The sequence below is a fragment of the Halorubrum sp. SD683 genome (assembly GCF_002135045.1).
Lineage (GTDB): Archaea > Halobacteriota > Halobacteria > Halobacteriales > Haloferacaceae > Halorubrum > Halorubrum ezzemoulense.
Genome location: NZ_NEWJ01000001.1, coordinates 260,015 through 284,111, shown reverse-complemented (window position 1 = coordinate 284,111; position 24,097 = coordinate 260,015). Strand labels below are relative to the sequence as shown.

Below are 24,097 nucleotides of genomic sequence, written 5' to 3'. Positions count from 1 at the left end.
CGCGTTCTCACGTCTCGTTCGGGTCGTCGTCGCTCGCCGGCCCCCCCGGAGCGTCGTCGCCCGTGGGCAGTTCGGCTCCGTGGAACCGGACGACGACGACGGTCCCGTCGGCGTCGGCGCGCTCGAACGCGAGCTCGGCGCCGAGCTGGCTGACCGCCCAGTTGACGAACCAGAGGCCGACGCCGAGCCCGTGTTCGAGCTGGGTCTCGCCCGTCCCGGTCAGCAGCTCGCGTTCGCGGTCCGGGATCCCGGGGCCGTCGTCGGCGACACGGAGCTGTGGGGTGCCGTCGGCGGTCGTGTCGAGTTCGATCTCGACCCGTGCGGGGTCGTCCGCGTGGACGATCGCGTTCTCGACGAGTTCGCTCACGAGCCGGCGGACGACCGTCCCGTGGGAGCTGACCGGGAGGCTCCCGGGCGCCTCGACCGAAACGCTGCTCTCGGGGTGGTCCTCGCGGGCGCTCCGGGCGACCTCCCGGGCGACGTCGGCGAGATCGACCGTCGAGGGGGCGCCGACGCTGTCGGTCATCACCGCCTCGGCGTCGCGGGCTTTCCGGCTGAGCGACGCCAGTTCGGTGGCGCTCTCCCGGATCGCCGCCCGGTGGGTCTCGTTCTCGACGTGCTCGGCGTGAGCGAGGATCACGTCCAGCTTGTTCCGGACGTTGTGTCTGAGCACGCGGTTGAGGACGGAGAGGCGCTGCTCGCGGGTGCGCTGGTCGGTTACGTCCCGGAGCAACACCGCCCTGGCGACCGGTTCGCCCCCGTCGTCGGCCCCCTCGACGGCGGAGACGGTGAACTGGAACTGGCGGCGCCCCTTCGTCGTCCGGAGGGTGACGACGCCGGTTTCGCCGGGCGAGAGCGCCGCCTCGTCGATCCCGTCGGCGATCGACGCCACCGGCGAGCCGATCATCGCCCGCGTCGACCGATCGAACAGCGTCTCGGCGGCCGCGTTGGCGTCCAGCACGTGGCCGTCCCAGTCGACGACGATCACGGCCTCCTGGAGCGCCTCGACGACCCGCGACCGGGCGACGTAGTCGGCTTTGGGGAACCCCGTCAACACGGGGTAGCGCCGGATCGCGACCGCAAGCAGTACCCCCGAGAGCAGGAGGCCGGCGGTCACGCCGTCGACGATCGGGCCCCCGTCGCGCCACGTGCCGACGACGTACGGCGCGGAGACGGCGCCGAGCTGTGCCGCTAGCTGCCCTTTCGAGATGCGCCCGTGGTTCCAGCCGTACCTGAGGAACACGAACGCCGCGTACGTGTACACGGCGAACAGCAGCATCAGTTCGGTCCCCACGAGCGACGCGAGCGAGCGCATGACCTCCATCCGTGAGGGGTCGCCCTCGAACGCGACGGCGGCGCCGACCAGCGGGAGCGCCAGCAGGACGAACATCGCGATCCGGGGGCGCGTCAGCCCGGTGCCGCGCCCGGTGTAGCCGAGCACGTACACCAGCCAGATCCCGGGGACGAACACGACTGGCAGCATCTGTGCGATCGCGGCGACTCCCGCCCCGGCCGACCACACTGGAGAGAGCTCCGAGAGCATCGACAGGACCGCCCACAGCGACAGCCCCGCGGCCATCGCGGCGAATGGGGTCGCGTTCGGCGGCGATCGGTCCTCGGCGGCCCGCCACGCCACCCACGCCAACAGCGCGACGGCGACGGCGTCGGCGGCCAGCGAGGCCGCGAGCGAGAGGATCATGGGGACGTTCTCGTCGTGCGAAGCGTTCCGCGGCCCCGTAACGACACCGATAGTCGGTCGGCCTCAGCGTGACCGCTCACGGTCGGTGCTGTCGAACCGCGTCGCCGAGCCGCTCCCCGATTTCCGGGCCGACCGATCGAACGCGCCATACCCGTTCGTCCGGTGACCCCACAGTTAACTCCCGAGCACGCGTTGCAGACCCGGAAACAGGTCGAACGGCTGTTTCTCGCTCTGAGACGCTCCCCCCCGCTACTTTTCGTTCCCCCACCGAGTCGAACTCGCCCGTCGTGGCGAACGGCGGGCCCCGTGGTCAGACATCTCTCCCCACCCCCGCCGGCCCTCCAGCGTGCGGGTTCGGGGGGCCGGCCCGTTCCGCTCGGCCGTCCGAAAACGCTCTTGACACACCCCCACAGAACACCCACCATGCCCCCGACGATCGTTCTCGTCGCGATCGCGATCCTCCTCGTCATCGGAGTCGTCTACGGCTATCGTGCGCTCACCGCGCTCCTCGTCCTCCGGTCGCTCCCGCGGGGAGAGCCGGCGGGCTCGCCGACGCTCGTCGACGGGGAGACGGTCGCGCTCACCGGTGAGCTCGTGGTCGACCAGCCGGTCGAGACCGGCGACGCCGCCGTCGCGGACGCCGACCGGTCGGTCGGCGCGTACCTCTGGCGCGCACGGCTCCCGGACAACTCGAACAGCGACCTCACGATCGCGGAGTGGGGCTGGGAACGCCAGCACTGGCACACGTTCGCCTCCGGCGTCGAGTACGGGGCGTTCGGCGTCGCTGCCGACGGACAGACCGTGCGGGTCGACCCGTCGTGGCTCCGCGAAACGATGGACGGCGAACGGTTGGCGGAGCTGACCATCGGCGGCGTCACGAACACCCAACGGTTCTCGGTCAACCTCTGGAACAGCTGGTACACGTATCTCCGGAACCGGACGGAACACCGCTCGTTCCGGCAGTTCGCCGGCTACGTACAGCGGCACAACGACGGCATCGATCTGGACCGACGGCTGCTGGAAGCGCGGCCGCTCCTCGACGGGACGACCGTGAGCGTCAGCGGGGAGCTCCGGATCGAACAGGGCGAACCGGTGCTTCGCGGCACCGACGACACGCCGCTGCTGCTCACCGACGAGGGGTTCGACGGGTACCGGCGCTGGCTCCGACAGCAGGCCCAGCGGAAGGGAGCCGTCGCCGCGGTCGTGCTCGCGGTCGCGGGCAGCCTCTGGGTCGAGATCTACGCGCCGTTCGCCGTGCTGGTCGCCGGCTACCTCGCGTACGTCGCGTACAACGCCGTCGACGACGTCGGCGCCTTCCTTGAGTTCTTGAAGCGGTTTCGGAGCTGAACGCGCGACCTCCCAGCTCACGGGGGTTCCTGTGGCCCGGTTTCCGGTTCTGAAACCGTGCGGCCCGGCTTATTGAACTCCCCCCGAAACGATGCGGTAATGGCCGCGATCGAGACTGACGGACTGACGAAACGGTACGGCGAGCTCGTCGCACTCGACAGCCTCGACCTCACCGTTCGCGAGGGAGAGGTGTTCGGGTTCCTCGGGCCGAACGGCGCGGGGAAGTCGACGGCGATCAACCTCCTGTTGGGGTTCCTGACGCCGAGCGAGGGAGCCGGCACCGTCCTCGGACACGACATCGTGTCGGGGTCCCGTCACGCCCGCCGGCGTATCGGCCTGCTCCCGGAGGCGTACAGCCCGTACGACAGACTGACGGCGCGGGAGCATCTCGACTACGTGATCGCCGCGAAGGACGCCGACGACGACCCCGACGTGCTCCTCGACCGAACCGGCCTGGAACCGGAGGCACGCGACCGGCCGGCCGGCGAGTACTCGACGGGGATGCGCCAGCGGCTGGCGTTGGCGACCGCGCTGGTCGGAAACCCCGACCTGCTGATCCTCGACGAGCCGTCGTCGGGGCTCGATCCGGGTGGGGCGGTCGAGCTGCGACGGCTGGTCCGGGAGGAGGCCGACCGCGGCACGACCGTGTTCCTCTCCAGCCACGTGCTCCCCGAGGTCGAGGCGGTCTGTGACCGCGTCGGGATCCTGCGGGACGGCCGACTCACCGCGGTCGACACCGTCGACGGGCTCCGTGGAACGCTCCACACCGAGTCCACCGTGACCCTCTCGGTCGAGGACACAGCTCTCGACGTCGACGGGATCGACGGCGTCGCGTCGGTCGAAGTCGACGACACACAGCTCCGGGTGACGTGTACCGACCCGGCCGCGAAGGCGGCGGTGATCCGGCGCGCCGCCGACGCGACGACCGTTCGGGACGTACAGATCGACGACGCGTCGCTCGAGGAGCTGTTCACGACGGTTACGAGCGGCGACGCGGTCGACGGGAGCGGCGCGGAGGTGGACGCGTGACGGGGAGCGTGCTCCGGATCGCGCGGAACGATTTCGCGAACGTGCGCCGGTCGCGCCTCCTCTGGGGGGTCGTCGGCGCCTACGCGGCGTTCACGCTCCTGCTCGTCGCCTCGCAGGCCACGACGGCGATCACGAGTGCGACGGAGCTGCTCGTCGGCGTCACGGGCGTCACTGCCGTCGTGTTGCCCGTCGTCGCCGTCGTCGCCGGCTACCTCGCCGTCGCGGGCGAGCGCGAGGACGGGACGATCGTGTTCCGACTCGGGCTCCCCGACAGCCGGCTCGCCGTCGTCGCCGGGAAGCTCCTCTCCCGCGGCGCGACCGTCGTGCTCGGGCTCGGGGTCGCCTTCGCCGTCGCCCTCGCGCTGGCGATCGCCACGTTCGGATCGGTCGATGCTGGCGTTTTCGCTCGGTTCGTGCTCGTCTCGACGGTGTACGCGCTCACGAACGCGGCCGTCGCCGTCGGCCTCTCCGCGGCCGCCGGGTCGCGAGCACGGGCGATGACCCTCGCGGTCGGGTTCTACGTCTGTGCCGACGTGCTGTGGCTCGTCGGGAACGGGTACGTCGTCGACGCCGTCCGGGCGGTCGCGTCGGCCGCCGGCGTCACGCTGTCGGCGCGGGAGACGGCCATCGTCACGGCACTCACTCCCGTCGGCGCGTACCTGGAGGCGATGGAGCTGGCGTTCGCCACGGGGAGGCTCCCCCCCGACTCGGCCCCCTGGTTCGGGCTCGCAGTGCTCGTCGCGTGGGGCGTAACCGTTCCGGCGCTCGGGTACTGGCGGTTCCGGACCGCCGAGTTGCCCTGAGATGCCCCGGACACCTCCGTCGGCGGAGTATCGGCGGGCAGCATCGGAGACAACCGATTTAACGAACGAGGGGAACAGCTTCGAAACGATGGACGAGGAGGAGCTGGCGGCGATCGCCTCGCTGCTCGAGGACGAGTACGCCAGAGCCATCCTCCGCCACACCAGCGAGCAGCCCCTCTCCGCGAGCGACCTGATGGACCGCTGTGACGCGTCGAAGGCGACGACGTACCGACGCATCGACCGCCTGCGGGAGCACGAACTGATCGAGAGCTACCAGGAGTACGATCCCGCCGGCCACCACTACGAGGTGTACGCGGCGACGCTCGACGAACTCACCGTCGGCCTCGACGACGGCGAGTTCGCCGTGTCGGTCGACCGGACCGACGATCCCGCGGACCGCATGACGGACCTGTTCAACGAACTCAAATGACCCCGATCCAGCTATCACTCCTCGAGCGGACGGTCGGCGTCCTGTTCTTCGCGGGCGCCGTCGTCTCGATCGCCGTCGGCCTGTTCGTCGTCTCCCGGACGGCCCGGGCGTACAGGCGGACCGGCCGCCGGTCGCTCCTGTTGTTCAGCGTGGGCCTGCTCCTGTTGGTCTCGGTGTCGAAACTCGCCAACATCCTGCTCGCGTCGTCGCCGGACCCGCCGATCGCCGTCGGCCCGGCGACCGAACTGCTCCGCCTCGGCGGCGCCATCGTCGTCACCTACGCCATCTATGACCGCTAACACCGCGCCCGACGATCACGAGCAGCGGCTGGGGAGCGCCGGCGTCGTCCCCGTGCTCCTCGCCGGACCGCTCCAGAGCGTCACGTTCGAACGGGGCCCGTCGTCGACGATCGAACTCGCCGTCCTCGTCGCGCTCGCGGCCGTCGGGGCGCTCCTCACCTACCAGGCGTTCCGCGGCTACCGCCGCAACGACGACCGATCGATGGCGCTGTTCGGGATCGGCCTGTTCCTCCTCACGGTGGCCCATGCGGGCCTCAAACTCCTCTTGGAGCTCGTCGGCCCGCTCGTCGCGGCGGGCGATCCGGCCGTCGGACTCGGCGTCGCGGCGACGAGCCAACTGGTGGACATCCTCGGGCTCGCGGTCATCCTCTACGCGATCCGGCAGTGATCGACCCCTCACCTCGTGACGAGGAGCGCGGTTTTCAGAATCAGAACACTCCTGTAGGGTATACCCGTGCCGGCGACAACCGTTCGATCGCCTCCGCGTTCGGAGGCCCGCTGACGCGTTCCCCTCCTTCAGTTCGTCGGGGACGTCGAGGACGCCCCGTACGGGGAGACGGCGGACAGCCCCGTGTCCCGAACAGTGATCACCGTTTGCTCGGTATCGTCGGAAGTGGTTTCACGGTCGCACGCAACGGTCCGGGACGATGGTCCCCGCACTGTTCGGCGTTCCCGACCCCACGTTCGGCGCCGTGCTGGCGATCGCCTGGCTGCTCGTTCTCGCCGGGACTGTGTACCGGTACGTTCGCGGGAGCCAGTCGCGCGAGCAGTTCTACCTCGTCCTGTGGATGGGGGCGTGCTGGCTCGCGTACAGCCTGTTGCAGGTCTCCGGCGGCGTCACGGGGGCGGCCGAGGTCGGCCTCGTCGCGCTCGCGGTCGGGGTCCTGCTCGGCGGGTTCGGCGCCGGCGCGCTGTGGTGGCGGTCACGGCCGGCGTGACTCGCGTTTCCGGTTCTGAAAACAGGGGCTCCTTATATACCGATCCGACGCCACGATCCCGGTATGGTCGTCATCACAGCCCTCCGCGACGCAGTGTCGCTGCTCAGACGCCACCCGATCCTGTTCGTCCCGACGGCGATGTTCGCCGTGTTACAGGCGCCACAGCTGTTCCTGAACACGCTCGGGCCGCTCGTCTCGGTCGCCGGGTCGCTGCTGTTCACCGCGGTGTTCGCCTTCGTGACGCCGGCGTTCTACGCCGGGACGATCGGGATGGCCGACGACGCCGCGTCGGGTGATCGAACGTCGCTCGGCCGGTTCTGGACTCACGCGAAGGAGCACTACGTCTCGATGCTCGGCGCGTACCTGCTGCTCCTCGGCGTCTCGCTCGTGTTCGGGTTCGTGTTCTTCTTCGGCGGGTTCTTCCTGATCGCCGCCGTCATCGGGATGCAGGCCGGGCTCAGCGTCACCGCCGCCCTGGGCGTGGTCGCGGCGATCGTCGTGCTGGCGTACCTGATCGGTCTGTTCGCCGTTCACTTCTACGGGCACGCGATCGTGATCGAGGACCACGGCGTGACCGACGGTCTCACTCGGAGCGTCGACGTCGTTCGCGACAACCTCACGTCGATGCTCGGGTACGGGATTCTCTCGACGGTGTTCGGCGGCGTGGTCGGCGCGATCTACGGCGGCCTGATCGTCCTCCTGTTCCCCACGCCGGAGACGCCGGGGCAGCCGATTCCGACGCCCGACCTGCTCCCGGCGGTGCTGGGATCGGTTGGCGTCGTCGTGACGATGACGCTGTTCACGACGGTGTTCCTCGCGTACTCGGTCACGTTCTACCGCGCGCTGATCGACGCCGACGGGACGGCGCCCGACACGGACGCGGCGGAGCCCAACGTCGACACGCGCCCCGGCGACGACGCGGAGCTCGCCGGGTGACTTAACACGACGGCGGTCACTCCTCTCACCCGAACGAGAACCGGCTTTCGACTACGACTGCGGCCCTCCGAGACAACTCATGCGATCAGACACGGCGGCGATCGAGGCACGGGATCTGACTAAACGGTTCGGCGACGACGTCGCCGTCGACGGGCTCGATCTCGCGGTCGAGCCCGGGACGGTGTACGGGTTCCTCGGCCCGAACGGTGCCGGGAAGTCGACGACGATGCGGATGCTCACGACGCTGACCCGGCCCACCGGCGGCGAGGCGTGGATCGACGGCCACCCCGTGTCGGACCGGGACGCGGTCCGGGACGCGGTCGGCTACCTGCCCGAGGAGCCGCCGGTGTTCGACGAGCTCACGGGGTACGAACAGCTCCGGTACTTCGCGCGGCTCCGCGGTCTCTCCGAGAGCGACGCCGACCGACGGATCGACCGCTGGCTGGAGCGGTTCGATCTCGCCGGCGACGCGAGCAAGCGGATCGACGACTACTCGAAGGGGATGCGCCAGAAGACGGGGGTGATCCAGGCGCTGCTACACCAGCCCGACGTGGTGTTCCTCGACGAGCCGACGAGCGGGCTGGACCCGCGTGCGGCGCGGACGGTGCTGGACGTGATCGGCGAACTGACCGACGAGGGACACACGGTGTTCCTCTCGACGCATATCCTCTCGGTCGTCGAGGAGCTCGCCGACGTCGTCGGCGTCCTCTACGAGGGTGACCTCGTGACGGAGGGGACGCCCGACGAGCTCACGGCGCGGATGGAAGCCGAGGAGGGGACGACGCTGGAGGACGTGTTCCTCTCGGTGACGGCCGACCGATCGCACGGAGTGGCCGGCAACGAATGACGACGAGTACGCGCCTCCGGCTGATCGCCCGCACCGAGATCCGGCGTCGCTGGCGGGTGATGCGGGAGAACGACGCCCAGCTGGTGGCGCTCGCGATCGCCGCGCTGTTCGTGGTCCCGATGGCGCTCGCGGGGGTCGGCGGGGCGTACTTCGCGGGCCGGATGGTGGCCAACGGCGAGGTCGACGCGCCGCTGGAGCTCGCCCGGCTCGGGTTCGTGTACGCGTGGATCGGCGTGACGGGGTTCGGCGCCTACCGGGCGTACGCCGTCTCGCTCGACCCCGACAACCTCGACGGGCTGCTCACGACCGTCTCACACCGCGATCTCGTCGGCGGGATCCTCCTGGCCGAGTTCGCGCTGTGGACCGTGTTCGCGCTCTCGGCCGCGGGCGCGGCCGCGGTCACGTTCGGAATCGGCGCGGGGTCGGTGCTCTCGATCGTGACCCTGTTGCTCGCCGAGACGCTCACGCTCGCGACCGGCCTCGTCGCCGGGTTCGTGCTCGCGCTCGGGATCCGGAACACGGGCGTCCGGTCGGTGCTGCTGACGCGGCTCCGGACGGTGTTCGTCGGCGTGCTCGCGATCGGGTACTTCTGGGTGATCGTCACGAGCTCGTTCGCCTCGGTGTTCGACCCCCTGTACAGCCTCCTCGCCGGGACGCCGGTCGCGTGGATCGGCGATCTCGCCGCCGTGGCGCTGGGCGTCAGTGCCTCGCCGGGACGGGCCGCGGGCGCCGTGCTCGTCGCCATCGCCTTCCTCGGCGTGACGCTGCCGGCGACGAGTCGGCTCGCCGAGTGGCTCTGGTACGCCGACGGCGTCCACGTCTCCCACGACGTCGAGGACGCCGGCGAGCCGTCCCGGCTGTCGGGACTGCTAACGGCGCCCGTCCTCGGCGTCGTGTCGAGCGACTGGGCACGGGCCCGGCGCTCCCCGCTCTCGCTGTCGTTCGCGCTCTACCCGCTGTTCGTGCTGTTCGATCCGGTCCTCACTGTCGTCCAGACGGAGAGCGTCGGCCGCGGGCTCCCCGTCGTGATCCTGTTCTGCGGGACGTGGATCACGGGGTCGCTGTTCGCGCTGAACGTGCTGGGCCACGAGGGGGCGGCGCTCCCCGCGACGCTGCTCTCGCCGAACCCCCACCGGTCGCTCGTCGCCGGGCACGTCCTCGCCGGCGCGCTGCTGCTGACGCCGGCCACGGTCGTGGCCACGGCGGTGACGGGAGTGCTCAGCCCGCGGCCGCTGGGGGTCGTCGCCAGCCTCACGGCCGCCGCACTGCTGTTGACGGTCGGCGCCGGCGCCATCGCGTCGGGGATCGGCGTCGCCTTCCCGCGGTTCGAGGCGGTCAAGGTCACCCAGAAGACGAAGGCAGTCGTGCCGAGCGTGCTCGGGATCGTCGTCTACTCGGTCGTCGTGATCGGCGTCGCCGCGCCGGCCCTGGTCGGCCACTCCGCGCTGTTCGGCCACGCGGTCACGTCACTGCTCGGCGCCAGTCGGCTCGGCGTCGCGGTCGGCGGAACCGTCGTCTCGGGCGTGCTCGCGCTCTGTGTCGGCGCCGTCTCGGTGTACTACGCTCTCGACAGTGTCGACGACTACCGGATCGCCTAGGTTCGGCCGGACGCAGGAACGTCGCGCTGGGGCGGGCGCGTGCAGCCCTGTTCGTGCCGGCGACGCGGTCGCGTCTCACTCCTCGGAAGCCGCCGCGAACTCCGCCGGGAGGTCCGACCGGAGCTCCCGGTACGTCCGGGCGAAGATCGCGGTGACGACGACGCCGACGATCGCGGCGAACGCCATCGCGAACGGCGTCGTGAGGAGGTGGAACGTCGTCCACGACGCCTCGACCGGCGGTGCGGCCACCGAGCTGACGCTCGACCGGACGGCGATCAGCAGAACGGCGAGGGCGGCGACGCGGACGCGACTCCCGCGGACGGTGTCCCAGCTCCCGCGGAACGCGCCGAGGACGCCGCGGTGCCGGACGCTGATCTCGTGAAGCAGGAAGAGGAAATGCACGGCTACGGTGACGAGCAGCGCGATCGCGAGGAGGATCCCGACGCCAGCGAGGAGCAGCATCGCGGGGCCCGCGACCGCGTCCGGGAGCAGGTCGAGCCTGCCCACCCCCAGCACCGCGACGACCAGGGCCAGACCGATCCCGAACGTGACGACGAACACCAGCGCGGCGTAGAGGAAGTTCGCGACCACACCCGAGACCGTCGCCCGGCCGATACGGTCGAAGAGGTAGCGGTCGGGGATCCCGTCGGTCTCCCCCCCGACGAACGTCCGGATCGCGACGATCGAGATCGGCGTCGTGACCACGGACGTGAACCCGCCGGCGAGCAGCGAGGCGACGGCGGCAGTGAACTGCGGGAGGTCGCCGCCCGCAGCGATATCGCCGCCGGCAGCGACGCCCGTTCCCACGTCGACCGGCACGTACGTCGTCCCGACGCCGACGACCAGCACCACGCCGAGCGACTCCGCGAGGAAGAACAGAATCGCGAAGACGGCACCGTTCCGCGAGAGCGCGAGCGAGACGCCGTCGGAGACGACACGCTGAATCTGAAACGCCATCGGTGGCCCGTTGCGGTGCCGGCGAGTTAATACCGCCCCCCGGTTTCCGCCAGTGAAAGGAGCGGGCGCCTTTATCAGGGCCGACGGGGTGGGAGTTTCTCGGGGTGAAAACACCGGCCGTTTATACGGGATTGGCCCCCCTTTGCCCGTACTGTGAGTGAGGATCCCAGCGTCGAGACACTGCTGTCCGCTCTCGACGACGAGTACGCCCGGACGATCCTCATGGAGACGGACCAACGACCGATGTCAGCAAAAAACCTCGCGGAGGCGTGTGATGCATCGCTTCCCACGATCTACCGGCGTATCGACCGCCTCTCCGAGCTCGGGCTCGTCACGGAGCGGCCGGAGTTCAGCGACGAGGGACGCCACTACAGCGTCTACGAGGCGACGCTCGACCGGGTCGTGATCGATCTCGACGACGGGGACCTGAGCGTCACGATGACCGCCGAACAGACGGACGCAGCGGACCGATTCACCGAGATGTGGGAGGATATCTGACGATGCCGACGACCAGTTCAGTGCTGTACCTCGCCCTGCTGGCCGCGACGTTGCTCGCCGCGACGCTCGGGCTGATCATCGTGTTCCAGGCGTACCGCGGCTACCGCCGGAACGACAGCCGGCGGATGCTGTATCTCGCGGCCGGCCTCGCGCTGATCACGGTCGCGCCGTTTTTCCTCTCGATCGTGTTCACCGTCGTGGCCCCGGCGCTCGACTCGGGCGACCTGCTCCTGTCGTTCGTGCTCCCGCTGGCGAGCCGCGTCCTGGAGATCTCCGGCCTCCTGCTGATCCTCTACTCGCTGTACCGGTCGTGACCGTGCTTCCCGGCACGATCGAACCGACCCCCCGCCTGCTGCCGGTACTGTTTCAAACTAGGTAGCAAGGCGGATTCCCCGCCCCACCGTGGGCGGGGAGGAAGCCGACGCCCGCTGCCACAACCCACCAACTACTAACTACCTTTACTATCTATTGAAACTCGTGGTGGACGACTATCTGAGGCGCACCGCAATCATCCGCCCCATCCTCACCCACGAGCAGAAGCAACTGCTCGATGCCACCATCAGCGAGTGGCAAACTGCCTGCAACATCAGCAGCCAGATCGGATGGGAAGACGGTGAAACGCGGAAAACGTACCTCCAAGACCTCGCCTACGACGCAGTACTGGAGGAGACGCGTCTCGGGAGTCAGCACGCAATCCTCGCCACCCACCAAGCCGCAGCCGCACTCTCCGGCGTCGAAGAAATCAAAGAACTGGACGAGGAGTACAAGACCTCACGTCCGGAGTTCACCGCCGAGACAGTGAAATACGACACCCGGACGATGACACTATTCGACGACGGAACAGTCTCACTCGCAACGGTTGACGACCGGATTCGGTGCGATCTGGCGTTGCCGGACGACGAAGATGGCTACCAACACCAGTACCTCAACAACGAGGACTGGGAACTCACCGAATCCACACTTTCTCGGCGTGACGGCGACTACTACCTGCATCTCGGCTTTCGCAAACCGAAACCCGAGAAACAGGTCGAACAACAGGGCGACGACGAGGACAGGACAGTTCTCGGCGTCGACCTCGGCATCGTCAACATCGCCACCACCAGTACGGCCTACTTCGCGTCCGGCAGGGAACTTCGACACCGCCATCGGGAGTTCGAGCGAATACGTGGCAACCTTCAGCAGACTGGGACACAATCTGCACATCGGACGATTCAGCAGATGAGCGGCAGGGAATCGCGGTATGTTCGAGATGTCCTCCACCGCGTGGCCAACGACATCATCGAGGAAGCACTCATTCACGACTGCGAGTACATCGCCGTCGAGAACCTGAAACACATCAGGGAACGTGCGCCGCCGGTGAAAGAGTTCCACCAGTGGGCGCACCGCCAACTCGTTGGCCTCGTGGAGTACAAGGCTGACGCGGAAGGCATCTGTGTGGAGTACGTCGAACCGGAGAACACGAGCCGGCGGTGTCCCGAGTGTGGACACACGAGCGAGGGGAATCGCGTCAGGCAGGCGGAGTTCGCATGCGAGAAGTGTGGTGCGACAGCGAATGCGGACTATGTTGGAGCGAAAAACGTTGGATGGCGGTACGTCCGTCGCGGCCTACAGTCGTCGCGGCGGACGGGCGACAGTCAACTCGCCCTGAAGTCAGGAACCGTGACGCCGAAGCGGGGATTCGTCCCGTCCGACTAACCACAGTCGGGAGAGGCCGAGTTCACTGACAAGCCCCGCGCCACCGTGCGCGGGGCAGTTGACACCATCCTTCCGAACCGGTGGGACGATGCCCCGCTCGCTCCCCTCGATCCGGACCGTCGCGGTCCTCCTGCTGCTCGTCGTCGGCGTGGTGCTCAGCTTCGCCTTCCACGCGACCGCCGGCGGCGCGAGCGTCACCTACACGGCGACAGCCGTCGAGCCGGGCGAGAACCCCGACCTCGTCGCTCGCGCCGCGGGGAACGTGACCGACCTCGACGAACGGCTCGCGGACACGCCGGAACGACACCGACAGCCGATCCGGGAGGCTGCGGCGACGGGGTCGTACAACGGCAGTCTCGACCCGGAGCTCGACATCGTGGTCGACGACATCGAGTCGCCGTACGTCCGGTACGACGGACGCTACTACTCGTGGGCGATATCGACGGCGGCCGAGACGACGAACGCGACGATCCGGATGGAACCGACCGATCCCGAGACGGTGTTCGACGCCGTCGCGCGTCCGGTCGCCGACGCGCCGCCGGAGGTCAGGACCGCGATCGCGGAGGGATCGGCGACCGGGTTCACGGTCGCCGCCGGCCTGTACGAGCAGGACGGGACGTACTACGCCGTCGCGGCCGAGAACGAGGGCGCGGTCCTCGCCCAGTTCGCGACACTCATCGCCGGGTTCGCGCTCACGCCGGTGGGACGGGGGTACACCGCTGTCGCACTCGGACTGCTCGCGTTCCGCCACCGCGATCCGAACCGTGATCGGCCGCTAACCCCCCGCCGCGCGGCTGCGAGCGCCGCGCTCGCCGTCCCGATCGCGCTCGCCGGCGCCGCCCTGTTCGAGAGCGGCGCGGCCAGTTGGTTCCTGACCGGCCCCGCGAGCGCGTTCGTCGTCGCCGCCGGGGTCGTCGCGGGCGTGTTCGCGGCCCGGGGGCAGTGGCTCCGGCTCCTCGGCGTCTCGGTCGGCACCGCGCTGCTCGCGGGGACGGCGTTCGCCGCCGCGCTCGGCGTCCTCGGCGTGGTGTTCGGCACGCTCGCCGTCCTGTTCGGGTTCGTCACCGGTGTCGTCCCGTTCGGGTACGGCTACTGGTTCGCCCGGCCGCTACCCGAGGACTGAGTTCCGTCACGGTGGCCGACGAACGGCCGCAGCGGGACCGTCGACCACCGGTTTCTTGTCGGTTTGGCCGTATCGTCGAGTCGCGATGGTCCCCACTGGAGCCTCCGAAACCCCGAGGCGGCGCTTCCTCGGTGGGTTGGGTGTCTGTATCGCCTCGCTGCTCGCCGGCTGTAGCGGCTCCGAAACAGGCGAGGGAACCGAACCGGACGACGGCACGCTCGTGACGGAGTACACGGTCGAGACGACCCGCTCATCGGGCGACGAGCCGCCGATCGTCGCGCCCCGAGAGCACGCTGGTAACGACGACACGTCGGCGACGGCAGAGCCACTCACCACCCACACAGTCGGGAGCGAGCAGGACGCCGAGGAGCTCCGGTTCGCCGAGGACGCGACGAACGTCGCGGCCGTCCGCCGACTCGTCGCGGAGACGGCGTACGCAAGCGAGTCGGTGTTGCTATTCCAGGCGTCGATCGGCGAGTGCTACCGGCGGGAGTTGAACGCCGTCCGGCGGGACGCCGACGGCGATCCGGACGTCGACTTCTGCCGGGTGGTTCGCGACGCCGACGTCGACTGCGAGCGCCGCGCCCGCGAGTACGCCGCCAGCGCCGTCCGGCTGCCGTTCCCCGGCGACGAGTACGGTGGCCTCACCGTCGGCAGCGGCGGGAGCTGTGACCCGGTTCCCGAACGCGACCGGAACGGGGGTGGGTCGGCGTGAGCCGCCGAACCAGACGGTCGACGCTCGCGGCTGTCGGCGCCGCAGTCGCCGGCGGGCTCGCAGGCTGTAGCGCCCTGCGGTCGTCGGGCGAGCCGGCCGTCGAGTACGACGAGTCGGCGCTGGGCGCGCTCCCCGGCGACCTCCCCGAGATCCCGCCCACGCTGCCCGTACAGCCGACCGACGCACACGTCACGGCCGCCCGCGACCGGATCCGCTCGCTGCTTGAGGGCGTCGACCCCTCACGGATCCCGAACGAGGTGGTCCGGCGCAGGCTCGCCGCCGAGGCCGAGTCCGCACGGGCTGCGCTGGGCGAGGACGACGACGGGTCACGCGCCGACGCGCTCACCGGCCTCACACACCCGCGCTCGGAGGCGATGTTCGCCGGCGCCGGGTTCGCCGCGTTCGAGGGGGAGCTCACCCCGGCGGACGTCGAAACGCGCCGCGAAAACCACCACCGCGCCGCCGCGTCGTTCCTCGACGACCACTCGCCCGTCGGTCCGCCCGACGACCCCGTGGGTGCGCTCGCCCAACACCTCCGGATCACCGAGTGGGGCCAGACCGGCGCTCGACTCACCGAACCCCAACAGCGCCGCGAGTACAGGAACACCGTCCTGCACGCCGCCGAACTCGCGCAGGGCGCCGAGTGGGGGCGTGCGTACGCCGCGGACGCGCGTCGCCTTTACGACCACTACACGTCGACGCTCGACGATCCACGCGACTACGAGGACCGGTTCGCGGACGTCGCCGCGACGCTCGTCGACGACGTGGCGGAGCACACGACCCCGCCCGACTGGGGGGCGCTGGGCAGCGATCTGGACCGCGACGTGACGAACACCGCCGGCGAGGATCTCCTCCAGGAACTCGCGCGGCGGCGGTTGACGGACGCGGAGCAGGCCGTCGAGCGACACGACGACGGCTACGACGCCGGCGCCGTCGTCTTCGCGATGCGCACGCTCGCCGCGGACCGTGCGTACGAGGCCGCGCGGACGGCCATCGAGGACGGCGAGTACGGCGTGCCCGAGTCGGTCGAGCCCATCGCCGCCGAGCGCGCTGCCGCCGTCGACGGGCTCCGAACGCTCCTCGACAGCTCGCCAGCGATGCTCGCACGACTGCTCGCGCTCCTCGTCGCGAACCCGATCCGGAACGCCGACCGACGCGTCCGCGAGGACGACGTCTACGACGTCGGTCGCTCCCTGTACGCGCGGTACGCCGTCGCGAACCGGTTCGCGGCCGCCGCGCCGGCCGTCGTTCGACGCGTCGGGGACGCGGTCACCGGGTGACTCCGGCGCTCGTCAGACACCCTCTAGCGCCTCGACGGTCCGTTCGGTGACGGCCGGCGCCGCTCGGCCGACCGCCGTCGCAATGACGTAGTCGGTGACGTCCAAGTCGAGTTGCGAGGGGCTGATCTCCCCCTCGTGCTGGGAGATCGCCCAGTCGGCGTTCGCGACGCGCCAGGCGACCCCAGTGATGGCCGTCCGCGTCAGCTCCGGCGTCGAACTCTCCGCGAGCGCCGCCTCCAGCGCGTCGGAGGCGGTCCCCCGGATCTCCCGGACTGCCTCGGCGCTCTCCGGGTCGGGCACGTCGCCGGCGTCGACGCGTTCCTGCAGGCGCTCCAGCGCGCGGAACCGCGTGCGCTGGCGGTTCGCGTCGACGACGGCGCTGGCCGGCCCCGCCGCGTCCGACAGCCGCGTGATCCCGTAGGCCGCGTCCCGACGGAGATCGGCGATAGCGCGCTCGGGGATCCCCCACTCCTCGGCGGTCGGCTCCGGCGGGAGCGCGGACGTGCGCGACCGGATATCCGCGAGCAGCGTCTCGGCAGCCTCGGTGAGCGTCGCCTCGACGCTCCCGGGGTTCGCCGGGAGCGAGTCAGTGAACTGCGCGTCGAGGTGACGAGCGTCGTCGAGATGCGCCCGGACGGATTCGGTCGTCTCACCCCACTCGGCGACGGAGAGGAGGTGACTCCCGTCGCCCCGGACCTCCTCGCTCTCGGCGGCTCGATCCAGCATGGCTTCGATCCGACTGTGGACCAGCGCCGCTCGAACGGGGTCGGTCCCGACGTACTCGTGGGCGTCGCGAGCGGACTGGGCCGCCGCGACCAGCTCCTCGTACTCCTGTTCGAGAGGGTCGGCCGATAGATCCCGGTCGGCGACCGCCCAGCCGGCGGCGGCGTACCGCGCCTCGGACCGGGCCCGTCGGAGCGACGTGAGCGCCGCGAACGCAGTCGGCGCGTCGCGTGCGTCGTCGAGCCCGTTCGTGGCGGCCGTCGCCGCGTCGAGGAGGTGCCGGCGAACGTGACCGTTCGGGATCTCCTCGGGGCCGAGCGGCGTCGGGAGCTCCGCCAGGAGCGAGGTGACTCTGTTCCGGGCAGCGTCGAAGTACGCCGGGGCGATATCGACGGGCACCGACTCGGGGATCACCGGCTCCGGATCGTCGCCGGGGTCGATCTCCCGGAGGTCGTACGCGCTGATCGTCGGGTCGGGGCTCCCGAACTCGGAGAGGCCGGTACAGCCGGCGAGCGCAGTCGCGCCGACCACCGCCAGGAGCCCGCGACGGGTCGTCCGACGCCGGCCCGTCGTGGCGTCGCGCTCCCCCGCCATCACTGCTCACCCCCGGAACCGCTCGTGGGCGTCCCGGTTCCGGTAGCGGTGGCGGTCGGCTGATCGTCGCCCGCCGCGGCGTGATCGGGCTGCGGGTCGCAGACGCCGGTGCCGATCGAGGAGGAGTAGCTGTGCACGTCGTCGGCGTCGAGCGCGTCGGGGATCCGGACGAACCGAGCCTCGATCACCCACTCGTCGACCGCGCAGTGCTCCGTGTACGGGCGGCTCCGGCGGGCGTAATCCGTCGAGATTTCTGTCGCCGACCAGCCGATCCGGCAGAGGGCGAGTTCGAAACACGCCCGCACCTCCCCCAGGTCGACGAACACCGTCTCGGCGTCGAAATCCGTCGCCGCGAGGAACGACGCCACGCGGTCACCGTCGACGGTGTCGGCGACGCTGATCCGGTCGGCACGGGCGTCGCCGTCGACGACGATGGAGTCGCGCCAGCGCTCGAACTGGGCTTGTGTCGGTCGGTCGTCGCCGTCCGACTCAGCGAGCCAGATCGGCGGCCGATCGGCATCCACACGGACGAGTAGCGTCGCAGGGTCGGTCGTCGACCCGGACGTCGGGCCGTCGGCGTCGCCGTCGCGTGGGGCTGTCCGCGTCGATCCGCCGGAGCCGCCGCGACCACTGCAGCCGGCGAGTGCGGCGGTGAGCCCTGCGGCTCCGGCGAGGAGGGTGCGCCGTGTCAGGGGGGCCATTGTCACTGGGTGTTCGGACGACCGCGCGTAAATAATCCGTGTGAACGGGACGAGTGGGTCGCGGACGGTGAAACAGCCATCCAACCCATCGTAACTCCCAAATATCCGTCACCCGAACGACCATTCGTCAGCGGTTTCCCGCTGACTGGGTACGCGACCCACCCCCGGAAAGCCGCTGCGTGTGGATCGAGCTCCCTCTCACCGTGGCAGCGGTTTTCCCTCCCCTCCTTCATCCTACACAGTCGAGAGCGGCGCGACACCCATCCATGAGTGCTCACCCCTGAAGAGGTGGGCTTCCGCTCGCTACGTGTCACTCCGTGGGGTACTCCCCGGCGAGATGGTCGGCGAGATCGCCGAACCGGACGAGATCCGCCACCACTTCGATATCGTCGTCGAGCGGTCGGTCGCCGTCCCACGACCGCACGGCGGCGCTGAGGAGGTCGCACGCGGCCCCCGTCCCGGCGCCGTGAGCCAGCGAGTCGTCGACGAACGCGCTGGCCCGGTTGCCCGCGAGGAGTTCGACCGCGACGACCGACGCCGCGTCCTCGACGGCCGTCGTCGCGTGGTGGGCGCTCCCCGCGCTCATGCTGACGTGGTCCTCCTGCCCGCCGCTGACGGGCGTGTTGTCGGTCGCCGGCGACCCCATCGACCGGAGCTCGTTCACCAGCGCGGCCGCGGTGTACTGCGCGATCATGAACCCGGACTCCTGTCCGGGATCGTTCGCCAGATACGGCGTCAGGTGGTCCTCCTGCAGGTTCGGGTCGAGCATCCGGTTCGTCCGGCGCTCCGAGATGGCCGCGAGTTCGGTCAGCGCGTTCACGGCGTAGTCGAGCCGCAACGCCAGCGGCTCGCCGTGGAAGTTGCCGCCCGACAGGATCGCCGCCGACTCCCCGCCGCTGGACCGGCTGTCGACCCGGTCGGCGTCGAACACGAGTGGGTTGTCGGTCGCGCTGTTCAGCTCCGTCTCCACGGCGGACCGGAGGTGGTCGACCGCGTCGCGGACGGCGCCGTGGACCTGCGGGATACACCGGACGGCGTAGGCGTCCTGCACGCGGTCACAGTTGCGGTGGGACTCGACGATCTCGGAGTCGGCCGTGAGCCGTTTGATCCGCTTCGCCGTCTCCCGCTGCCCGTCGTGGGGGCGGACGTCCTGGATCGCGGCGTCACAGCTCGCGGTCGTCCCCATCGTCACCTCGGTGGTCAGCGCCCCGGCCACGTCGGCCGCCTCGAGGACGCGTTCGCCGTCGACGACGACCAGCGCCGCGAGGCCGGCCGTCAGCTGCGTGCCGTTGATCAGCGCCAGCCCCTCCTTGGGTTCGAGTTCGAGCGGCCTCAGCCCCACGCGCTCCAGCGCCGTCGCGCCGTCGACGTGGCCGTCGTCGCCGAGCACGCTGCCTTCCCCGAGCAGGACGAGCGACATATGCGCGAGCGGGGCGAGGTCGCCGCTCGCGCCGAGGCTCCCCCGCGAACGGACGGCGGGGTGGACCCCCTCGTTCAACATCGTCACCAGGTGGTCGACGACGACCTCCCGGACGCCCGAGTACCCCTTGACGAGCGAGTTCACGCGCGCCACCATCATCGCGCGGACCTCCTCGGGCGAGAGATACCGTCCCGCGCCGGAGGCGTGGCTGCGGAGGAGGTTCGTCTGGAGGGAGCGGATCTCCTCGTCCGGGATGCGCTCGTTGACGAGCGAGCCGAATCCCGTGTTCAGCCCGTACACCGCCTCGTCGGTCGCCATCACGTCCTCGACGCGGGCACGCGACTCGCGGAGGCGCTCGCGGGCCGACTCGGCGACGGCAACGTCCGCGCCGTTTCGCGCGACCGCCTCCACCGCGGCCGGCGTCAGCGACGCGCCGTCGAGCACGATCTCACTCATGGACGACTCGCCCCCCCTTGATCACCGTGTCGACGGTGTTCACGCCGAAGTTGTACGGGACGTGCACCGCGGTCGGCGCGTCGACGACCGCGAGATCCGCGGGCGCGCCCTCTCGCAGGGTGCCGAGCCCGTCCGAGCGGTTCAGCGCGCGGGCCCCGCCCGCAGTCGCGCCGATCAGCGCCTCCCTCGGTGCCAGCTTCATGCCGACGCAGGCGAGCGTGCTCGCAAAGCCCATGCTCTGTGAGTAGCAGTTGGGGTTGAGGTCCGACGCGATCGCGATCGACGGCGCGTCGACGCCCATCTCGTCGGCGACCGCGAGGAACTCTTCTGCGTCGGCGTACTCGGTGTCCAGCCCGAACGCGGTTCCGGGGAGGAACACGGGTGTGACACCCGCCTCGAAGAGGGCTTCGGCGTCCTCCCGGGTCGCCATGAGCAGGTGGTCCGCGCTCGCGGCGCCGACGTCCGCGGCCAGCTGTGCCGCGCCGGTCCGGGCGAGCTCCTCGGCGTGGATCTTCGGCGTCAGCCCGTACTCGGCGCCGGCTTCGAGGACGCGCCGGGACTGCTCGACGGTGAACGCCCCCTCGTCGCAGAACACGTCGTTGAACGACGCGATCCCCTGCTCGGCCACGGCCGGCAGGAACTCGTCGACCACGCGGTCCACGTACTCGTCCGCGTCGGCCTCCCGGGGGACCGCGTGGGCGCCCATGAACGTCGCGACCACGTCGACCGGGTGGCGGTCGTCGGCCTCCGCGATCACGTCGAGCATCAGTAGCTCGGTGTCGAGGTCGAGCCCGTAACCGGACTTCACTTCGACCGTCGTGGTCCCGTGGGCCAGCAACACGTCGAGTTCGGCGAGGAGGTTGTCGAGCAGCGTCTCCCGCGAGGCCTCGCGGACCGCCTCCACGGTCCGGAGGATGCCGCCGCCCTCAGCCAGGATCTCCTGGTACGTCTTCCCCCGCAGTTTCGCCGCGAACTCGTCGGACCGATCGCCGGCGAACAGCGCGTGGGTGTGCGAGTCGACGAACCCCGGGATCACGGCTCGGCCCGAGGCGTCGACCGTCCGGGCCGCGTCCTCGTGCGGGTATTTTCGCTCGATCTCCGCCGCCGGCCCGGTCGCCACCACCTTGCCGTCGTCGACGACGACACTCGCATTCTCGAGTTGTTGGTTGGGGCCGACGAGAACCTCGCCCGCGTCGTGGAGCAGGAGGTCGACCGTCATCGGTCCACCCCCCAGTGGGCGAGGAACTGTGCGATCGCTCGGGCGGCCGTCGTCACCGTCCGGCCGTCGCTGTCGAGCGGCGGGGCACACTCGACGACCTCGAACCCGGCGACCCGGTCGTCGGCCGCGAGTCGCCTGAGAGCATCGAACAGCTCCCGCGATGTGAGGCCGCCGGGCGTCGGCGCGCTCACGCCGGGGGCCGCCGCCGCGTCCAGCACGTCCAGATCGAGGCTCACGTACACGGTGTCGACGTCGGCCAGCTCCGAAAGCGCTGCTGCCGCGACGCCGCCGGGGTCGACGCCGACTTCCGAGGCCGGGTGGATCTGCCCGCCCTGCTCGCGGAGATACTCGTGGTAGCGCGTGCTCGTCTCGAAGTGGCGGGCGCCAAGGACGGCCAGCGAGTCGAGGCCGCGGTTGAACAGCTGCCGGTACGGCGTCCCGCTCGTCGGCCCGTCCCGGAGCTCCCGGCAGTCGAGGTGGGCGTCCAGACTGACGACGCCGACCGAGCCACTCGATAGCAGCGGCGCGACGTTCGGCACCGTCGTCGAGTTGTCGCCGCCGAGGAACACCGGGAGTGTGTCGGCGTCGTGCAGCGGTGCGACCGCCGTCTCGACCGCCCGCTGGACGTCCGAAACGGAGTCCGTCCAGTCCGCGTCGACGTTGCCGACGTCGCCGACGGCGCCGATCGGTCCCTCCGTGAAGTGGTGTGTCTTCGTCGCGGCGAGGGCGTCGCGGATCGCGGACGGGCCGTCGCGAGCCCCCGTCCGGCCGATGACGGCGCCGTCGTACGGTTCGCCGACGAACACGGCGTCGTACTCATCGGCGGCGTCGACGGTGGTCGGACGCACGATATCGCCGATCTGCTCGTCGTTCGGGTCCGACGACGGGCCCTGCCAGGGGTCGGGTTCGATGAATCCAGTCATGAATCGGAGAGGGGAACGTGAACGTCCGATCGGTCGGCCTCGTCCATCGCTTCCTCGTACCCGGCGTCGGCGTGGCGGATCACGCCCATCCCCGGGTCCGTCGTGAACACGCGTTCGGCCTTCTCGGCGGCCAGATCAGTGCCGTCCAGCACGACGTGGTTGTTGGCGTGGATGGCGTTGCCGATGCCGACGCCGCCGCCGTCGTGGACGCTGACGATGTCCGCGCCCGCGGCCGTGTTCAACAGCGCGTTCAGGATCGGCCAGTCCGCGACCGCGTCGGTGCCGTCCTTCATCGCCTCGGTCTCGCGGTTGGGGCTGGCGACGCTGCCGGCGTCGAGGTGGTCCCGGGTCACGACGATCGGCCCCTCGATCTCCCCCTCCCGCACGAGTTCGTTGATCCGGAGCGCGAACCGCGCGCGCTCGGTCAGGCCGTCCTCGTCGTCGGCGGTTTCACCGCCTCCGTTTCGAGACCCCCCCGGCGTCTCGCTCGTCTCGTAGCCGAGCCAGCACACCCGGCTGGGGAGCCCCTGGAACTGGACGCGCTCTTGTGCGAGGTCGATCCAGCGATGGAGCGCGTCCTTCTCCGGGAACAGCTCCGTGACCGCCTCGTCGGTCCGGTAGATGTCGGACTCCTCGCCCGACAGTGCGAGCCAGCGGAACGGCCCCTTCCCCCGGCAGAACAGCGGCCGGATGTACTCCGGCACGAACCCCGGGAAGTCGAACGGGTCGTGCTCGGTTCCAGCGGGCGTCGTCACCGACCCGCGGTGGTCCTCGACCTGCCCGCGGATGTTGTTGCCGTACTCGAACGCGACGGCGCCGCGGTCCTGCATTTCCAGGATCGCCGCGACGTGGCGGGCCATCGTGTCGACGCTCTCCTCGACGTACGTTTCGGGGTCGGATTGGCGGAGTTCGTCGGCCTCCTCGACCGTGTAGCCGGACGGGTAGTAGCCCTCGAGTTCGTCGTGGGCCGACGTCTGGTCCGTGACGATGTCGGGGACGAACCCCCGCTCCAGCATCCCTTCAAGCATGTCCGCGGCGTTCATGTGGACGCCGACGCTGTACGTCTCGCCGCGTTCGGCGGCCGCCGTCGCTGCCTCGATGGCCTCGTCCAGATCGTCGGTTTTCTCCTGGACGTAGCCCGTGTCGAGGCGGCGGTCGATCCGGGCCTCGTCAACCTCGGCGGCGATACACACGCCGTGGTTCATCGTCACGGCGAGCGGCTGTGCGCCACCCATCCCGCCGAGCCCGCCCGTCACGACGATCTCCCCTTCGAGCGAGCCGTCGAACTGTTCGCGGCCCGCGGCGGCCAGCGTCTCGTAGGTCCCCTGGATGATCCCCTGGGTCCCGATGTACGCCCACGAGCCGGCGGTCATCTGGCCGTACATGATCTTCCCCTCGGCCTCCAGCTCGTGGAAGTGGTCCCAGTTGTCCCACTTCCCGACCAGGTTCGAGTTCGCGATCAGCACCCGCGGCGCGCGCTCGTGGGTGGTGAACTTCCCGACCGGTTTGCCCGACTGGACGAGCAGCGTCTCCTCGTCGCCGAGCTCACGGAGCTCGTCGAGGATCGCGTCGTACGCGTCCCAGGAGCGCGCTGCGCGGCCGGTCCCGCCGTACACGACGAGGTTCTCCGGGTCCTCGGCCACCTCCGGGTCGAGGTTGTTGTTCAGCAGGCGCAGCGCCGCCTCCTGTCGCCACCCCTCACACTCGATGTCGGTGCCGGTCGGCGCGCCCTGGTACGACCGCCACTGGTCGCTCGGTTCGCCGATCCGATCCTCGCCGTCGGCAGAATCGTCCATGAGTAGCAACGGTTTGGGGCGCTGTCACAATGGGCCTACGGCCACCGTACGGAGGTGTCTTTAAGAGGACC

24 protein-coding genes are annotated in these 24,097 nt (G+C 70.2%); 16 read left to right on the top strand and 8 right to left on the bottom strand.

All coding sequences use genetic code 11. The annotated features are described in order from the left end of the window. Nucleotides 1-7: 7 nt before the first annotated feature. Entirely contained in the window at nt 8-1,699 is a 1,692-nt protein-coding gene (locus B9G49_RS01445) for a histidine kinase N-terminal 7TM domain-containing protein (RefSeq protein ID WP_086215135.1), read from the bottom strand. Nucleotides 1,700-2,122: 423 nt separating this feature from the next. Between B9G49_RS01445 and B9G49_RS01440 the strand changes: the two genes are divergently transcribed. The 10 genes from B9G49_RS01440 (at nt 2,123) to B9G49_RS01395 (ending at nt 9,926) form a co-directional block, all read left to right on the top strand. Continuing rightward, a complete protein-coding gene (locus B9G49_RS01440) occupies nt 2,123-3,046 on the top strand; it encodes a hypothetical protein (RefSeq protein ID WP_086215134.1) in 924 nt (307 codons plus the stop codon). Between the two features lie 99 nt (nt 3,047-3,145). Continuing rightward, nucleotides 3,146-4,075, top strand: coding sequence for an ABC transporter ATP-binding protein (locus tag B9G49_RS01435; protein WP_086215133.1), 930 nt, complete (start codon nt 3,146-3,148; stop codon nt 4,073-4,075). Next, nucleotides 4,072-4,878, top strand: a complete 807-nt coding sequence (locus tag B9G49_RS01430; protein ID WP_086215132.1) for an ABC transporter permease subunit — start codon at nt 4,072-4,074, stop codon at nt 4,876-4,878. Before B9G49_RS01435 ends, B9G49_RS01430 begins: the two co-directional genes overlap by 4 nt. A gap of 88 nt (nt 4,879-4,966) precedes the next feature. After that, complete coding sequence (locus B9G49_RS01425) at nt 4,967-5,308, top strand: helix-turn-helix domain-containing protein (RefSeq protein WP_086215131.1); 342 nt, start codon at nt 4,967-4,969, stop codon at nt 5,306-5,308. Further along, on the top strand, nt 5,305-5,607 hold the full coding sequence (locus B9G49_RS01420) for a hypothetical protein (protein ID WP_086215130.1): 303 nt from the start codon (nt 5,305-5,307) through the stop codon (nt 5,605-5,607). Before B9G49_RS01425 ends, B9G49_RS01420 begins: the two co-directional genes overlap by 4 nt. After that, nucleotides 5,597-5,995: a hypothetical protein gene (locus tag B9G49_RS01415; RefSeq protein ID WP_086215129.1), complete on the top strand. Its 399-nt coding sequence runs from the start codon at nt 5,597-5,599 to the stop codon at nt 5,993-5,995. The genes B9G49_RS01420 and B9G49_RS01415 overlap by 11 nt, the downstream gene beginning before the upstream one ends. 259 nt (nt 5,996-6,254) lie before the next feature. Next, entirely contained in the window at nt 6,255-6,545 is a 291-nt protein-coding gene (locus B9G49_RS01410) for a hypothetical protein (RefSeq protein ID WP_086215128.1), read from the top strand. A 63-nt stretch (nt 6,546-6,608) separates the two neighbouring features. After that, the gene (locus tag B9G49_RS01405) at nt 6,609-7,481 is read left to right on the top strand and encodes a hypothetical protein (RefSeq protein ID WP_086215127.1); all 873 of its coding nucleotides are present in this window, start codon (nt 6,609-6,611) and stop codon (nt 7,479-7,481) included. Between the two features lie 79 nt (nt 7,482-7,560). After that, the gene (locus tag B9G49_RS01400; RefSeq protein WP_086215126.1) at nt 7,561-8,328 is read left to right on the top strand and encodes an ABC transporter ATP-binding protein; all 768 of its coding nucleotides are present in this window, start codon (nt 7,561-7,563) and stop codon (nt 8,326-8,328) included. After that, nucleotides 8,325-9,926 (top strand): hypothetical protein, encoded by a 1,602-nt coding sequence (locus tag B9G49_RS01395; RefSeq protein ID WP_086215125.1) that lies wholly within the window; start codon nt 8,325-8,327, stop codon nt 9,924-9,926. The genes B9G49_RS01400 and B9G49_RS01395 overlap by 4 nt, the downstream gene beginning before the upstream one ends. Nucleotides 9,927-10,001: 75 nt before the next feature. On the opposite strand, the gene B9G49_RS01390 is transcribed toward B9G49_RS01395, so the two are convergent. Then, nucleotides 10,002-10,883 (bottom strand): hypothetical protein, encoded by an 882-nt coding sequence (locus B9G49_RS01390; RefSeq protein WP_086215124.1) that lies wholly within the window; start codon nt 10,881-10,883, stop codon nt 10,002-10,004. A gap of 153 nt (nt 10,884-11,036) precedes the next feature. Between B9G49_RS01390 and B9G49_RS01385 the strand changes: the two genes are divergently transcribed. The 6 genes from B9G49_RS01385 to B9G49_RS01360 all read left to right on the top strand — a co-directional run bounded on the left by B9G49_RS01385 (nt 11,037) and on the right by B9G49_RS01360 (nt 16,194). Further along, nucleotides 11,037-11,381: a winged helix-turn-helix domain-containing protein gene (locus tag B9G49_RS01385; RefSeq protein WP_086215123.1), complete on the top strand. Its 345-nt coding sequence runs from the start codon at nt 11,037-11,039 to the stop codon at nt 11,379-11,381. 2 nt (nt 11,382-11,383) lie between these two features. After that, nucleotides 11,384-11,695, top strand: coding sequence for a hypothetical protein (locus tag B9G49_RS01380; protein WP_079232247.1), 312 nt, complete (start codon nt 11,384-11,386; stop codon nt 11,693-11,695). Nucleotides 11,696-11,858: 163 nt separating this feature from the next. Then, entirely contained in the window at nt 11,859-13,076 is a 1,218-nt protein-coding gene (locus tag B9G49_RS01375; protein ID WP_086215122.1) for an RNA-guided endonuclease TnpB family protein, read from the top strand. 88 nt (nt 13,077-13,164) lie between these two features. Continuing rightward, nucleotides 13,165-14,199, top strand: coding sequence for a hypothetical protein (locus tag B9G49_RS01370; protein ID WP_086215121.1), 1,035 nt, complete (start codon nt 13,165-13,167; stop codon nt 14,197-14,199). A gap of 85 nt (nt 14,200-14,284) precedes the next feature. Next, complete coding sequence (locus B9G49_RS16450) at nt 14,285-14,914, top strand: hypothetical protein (protein ID WP_158093591.1); 630 nt, start codon at nt 14,285-14,287, stop codon at nt 14,912-14,914. Continuing rightward, complete coding sequence (locus B9G49_RS01360; protein WP_086215119.1) at nt 14,911-16,194, top strand: hypothetical protein; 1,284 nt, start codon at nt 14,911-14,913, stop codon at nt 16,192-16,194. Before B9G49_RS16450 ends, B9G49_RS01360 begins: the two co-directional genes overlap by 4 nt. Nucleotides 16,195-16,206: 12 nt before the next feature. Here the strand turns inward: B9G49_RS01360 and B9G49_RS01355 are convergent, their stop codons facing one another. The 6 genes from B9G49_RS01355 to hutU form a co-directional block, all read right to left on the bottom strand. Then, nucleotides 16,207-17,511 (bottom strand): hypothetical protein, encoded by a 1,305-nt coding sequence (locus B9G49_RS01355; protein ID WP_198943788.1) that lies wholly within the window; start codon nt 17,509-17,511, stop codon nt 16,207-16,209. Beyond that, nucleotides 17,511-18,212: a hypothetical protein gene (locus B9G49_RS01350; RefSeq protein ID WP_086215118.1), complete on the bottom strand. Its 702-nt coding sequence runs from the start codon at nt 18,210-18,212 to the stop codon at nt 17,511-17,513. Before B9G49_RS01350 ends, B9G49_RS01355 begins: the two co-directional genes overlap by 1 nt. 310 nt (nt 18,213-18,522) lie before the next feature. Then, on the bottom strand, nt 18,523-20,088 hold the full coding sequence (gene hutH / locus B9G49_RS01345; protein ID WP_086215117.1) for a histidine ammonia-lyase: 1,566 nt from the start codon (nt 20,086-20,088) through the stop codon (nt 18,523-18,525). Further along, the gene (hutI, locus tag B9G49_RS01340; protein WP_086215116.1) at nt 20,081-21,307 is read right to left on the bottom strand and encodes an imidazolonepropionase; all 1,227 of its coding nucleotides are present in this window, start codon (nt 21,305-21,307) and stop codon (nt 20,081-20,083) included. Before hutI ends, hutH begins: the two co-directional genes overlap by 8 nt. Beyond that, nucleotides 21,304-22,230 carry a formimidoylglutamase gene (gene hutG, locus B9G49_RS01335; RefSeq protein WP_086215115.1) on the bottom strand — a complete coding sequence of 309 codons (927 nt, stop codon included), beginning with the start codon at nt 22,228-22,230 and terminating at the stop codon, nt 21,304-21,306. Before hutG ends, hutI begins: the two co-directional genes overlap by 4 nt. Next, entirely contained in the window at nt 22,227-24,026 is a 1,800-nt protein-coding gene (hutU, locus tag B9G49_RS01330) for a urocanate hydratase (protein WP_086215114.1), read from the bottom strand. Before hutU ends, hutG begins: the two co-directional genes overlap by 4 nt. Between the last annotated feature and the right edge of the window lie 71 nt (nt 24,027-24,097).